The sequence below is a fragment of the Runella limosa DSM 17973 genome (assembly GCF_000482465.1).
GTDB lineage: Bacteria > Bacteroidota > Bacteroidia > Cytophagales > Spirosomataceae > Runella > Runella limosa.
Genome location: NZ_AXVJ01000091.1, coordinates 1 through 3,463, shown reverse-complemented (window position 1 = coordinate 3,463; position 3,463 = coordinate 1). Strand labels below are relative to the sequence as shown.

Annotated in this window: 2 protein-coding genes; both read right to left on the bottom strand. The window is 34.3% G+C overall.

What is annotated here, in order from left to right:
- Positions 1-91: 91 nt before the first annotated feature.
- Positions 92-310 (bottom strand): hypothetical protein, encoded by a 219-nt coding sequence (locus K339_RS0109800; RefSeq protein ID WP_028523424.1) that lies wholly within the window; start codon positions 308-310, stop codon positions 92-94.
- 184 nt (positions 311-494) lie between these two features.
- Positions 495-1,412 (bottom strand): ArdC family protein, encoded by a 918-nt coding sequence (locus tag K339_RS0109795; protein ID WP_037300000.1) that lies wholly within the window; start codon positions 1,410-1,412, stop codon positions 495-497.
- Positions 1,413-3,463 lie beyond the last annotated feature (2,051 nt).

The following is a 3,463-nucleotide window of genomic DNA, read 5'->3' as shown; positions in this document are numbered from 1 at the left end:
TTTTTTTCATCAAAATTTTGGTCTATATACGTAGTTTTACCCGTACCATTACCACCTGCAACCAAAATAAATTGAGGTTTTTCATCTTTCATTATAATACCTCTGCTTGTAAATCTTCGAGTTTGATACCTAACTTTTCCAAAACGTCAGGAGTTGCCTCGATAAAGATATTCTGATTTTTAGGCCATACTTCTACAGATAGGCCCAAGGCCGAATAATAGACGGGATAGTTATTATGTCTTGCCTCATTCACTACCGCATTACTCGTAATTTGTAGTGTTTCATTTACATGATCCAAAAAATTTTCCATAAAAAATAGAGATAAATATAAATAGGGGGGTCAAGGGGGGACTCCCCCTTGCGCGACCAACACAAAATAAGCTATTTGGCTTAAAAAAGCCAAAAAAACGCATAATTTTGTGTTGGTCTATGTTGATAGTGATTGATTAGCTTAGGCTTTCCCCTTGGCCAAAGCCTAAGGGGAATTTTGTTTTTTAAGCTAAGTGACGAACACCTAAGATATATTCAACGGCTTTTGTTGCTTTACTGCACGCCTCAAAAAAGAATTTTTTATCGTTTTTGAGGGGCTCTAGCCACCCTTTTATGTAGGCTGCCGAGTTAGTAACTGTTTCAGGTGTATCTATGCCCGAAATCTTTCCTAAAAATGCTGCTCCAAGTTCAGCAATTAACTCTTCTTTTGAATATGAGGCAGAGCCAAAACCGCTAAAATCTTCAATACCTTCGCGGTTTAGTCTGCTTCGATGGCCAGTACTGTGTATCATTTCGTGAAAGAGTACGTGATAATACTCAGTCCCTTTTTTAAATCTTGTATAGGCAGGTATTCCAATTTTATCGTTTAATGGATAATAACACATATCAGTCTCGGAAGTAACTATTTTGGGAGGATTTACATATCCCTTGATAATGGCCTCACAAGATTCTATTTTTATGGCCGCTTTTTTAGGCTGTGATACCTCTTTGACGATATATTTTTGGTAATCAATCGTTGTATCTTCTACATTAAAAACTTTATGATAAGTTAAAAAAAATCGTTCTTTTTCCTTCTCTTCACCATCATTTACCGTAAATTTCACTATTTCTTTTTTCCAGAATACAACAATGTAACCTTTTGCCCCTTTTTTAACCTTACCTTTCAAAGATTGTACTTGGTTAAATGTTAAAAACATCGGAACTATATGGGGAGTGCAGGATAGAAGGAACATATTAATACCCTCATATGCTCGTTTTGTAACAAAATTACAGGGTCGATTTAATACTGTACCGTTTTCAAAACGTACTGATAATACAGGCTTTTTCCAAGGAGGTGTACCTGTTTCTATTTGCTTAACAATAGTGTCAGATACTATCTGATAAATGTCAGATACAGATGGATTGTTTATTGAAGTATTCATTAGTAATGAGATTAATAGTGATTGATTAGATTACTAAATTAATCAAATTTTAAGCAACTACCAAATTTATTATTCATTAATAATCAAATACTTAAATGATTTTTGTTATATAATCGTATAAAATTTACACTATCATTATTCAAAAAACCATACCTCCCTTCTAAGTTTGTTTAAGTCTATTTCAGCAGAAAAAAAATTATTATCGCCACTACCAACTAATATGCCTATGCCAGGTATTTCCCATTCACCAAACAAAAAATATGGTAGGTTTGTAGGAGGATTTGTTAGTAAGGTATCGTCATAAATTAATTGAATCTCATTGTCTATTGGTATATAAGAAAATAATGAAGAATTTAACAATGAACTTATTTCATTACTAAGTTGCGAAATATTAATATGTTTCTCAAAAACTTTTTTTCGGTACGGGTCAATAATAAATATTCTATTTGTCTGCATATGAATGTCTCCATTAATTGACTAATTCAAATATATCAACAATTAATAAAACTACCAATTTTATTAATATATTATTAAATTACGTACAAACATTTAATATATTTTAAAAATACCAACAGTGTAAAATTTAATTTTATATACCAATACCAATATACTAAAATTGAGTATTTTTTAATATAAGTCATCTTAAAATATTACCATTAAAGTATTATTTTAAGATAGGTTATAAAATAGTTGAGAGTATCTACAATAACGTATGAGAAGGAAAAACGTGAGCGATTCCGATATTTACGCCGAAGTCCCATAAGACCTGTACAAAAGGTAAAAGGAATACCCGCTCTATGAGAGTAGGCGTTTCCGTTCCCCGCCTGTGTACTTTATTTTGGTGGGTTTCGGTATGGAAAAAAACGGAATGTTGTATTTTTAATAACAAGAAGTCGCCGCGAAAATTGCATTAAATACAAACTATTCCTATATATTTAGATACAAATACAAATTATTTTTTCTTTTTTCATGCTTTTTTTTGAAAATGATGGAGTACCTCACAAGGTTTGTGAATAAAAAATACGACCCAAAGGGTGGAGATTTTTTATGAAACAACCCGAAGGGCTTGACCTTTTGGGGTACACAGTCATTTTCTACTTTTGCTATGAAAAAGAGAAAAAAGTCCTTATAGATATGGGTGGGAGTGGGAAGGAGAGTAGGGGTTTCACAGGCAAAACGCAGGGGAGCGTGCGTAAGGTTTTCAACTCCTTTGTGCGTAGGGTGTTTTTTCAAACACGCTAAAATGGCTGTGCGATGCCATAAAAGAGGTTGAAAGCGCCAAGAGTAGGGCAGGGTTTTGACTGTGATGTATCCCTACTGTGCGGCTGGGGGTGGGCTCACACACTAACCATATAATACGCTAACCCTAAAGAGCACTTACCGTTTAATAAATTCATCCTTAATTTGTTAGGATTTATCAATTAGTTTCCTTAACTTGTCAGGAAATCAGCGCCATTGAGCCGCTCAACCACTGGCCAACACATCCATTTTTTCTATACGACTATGCGATTCTTACATCTCCTTGTAGTCAAATTATTCCTTTTCCTGTGTATCGCCCAGTCAGTTTTGGGGCAAACTTACCGCAACTATCATAAACGACAGCATTTTATACTTACTACTTCTGTAGTAAGTGCGCTTAGGTTCTAGTACTAAGGACGGACTTTGTACAAAAAACAGATTTATAGGACATTTTATATCATGAGAGTCTGATGAAAGTCCCTAGTTATAATCACTCTTAGCTTTTTGTTGCCAGGCAGGTAAGCATTTTTGCCATAATCTACCCACTTGCTCTAGAATAGTTTCATTGAGTAGTATGTGCTTGGAAAAGACGGTGGAGCTACTGAGGAGCAATAGAAAGTTAAGACGTTTCCTTTCCAAATGTAGAATTTAACCACTTGATAACTTTTTTTAAAATTAGTACTATTAGAAAAACAAAACTAATTAAGTTTGTGGAATTTGGGTAGTTTTGCCGTTTCGTACAAAAACCGTCACTTGGGCGTTTGCTCGCTAAAGGGGCGTATAAGTTGGAAATCCATCAACGCTTTCCAGTC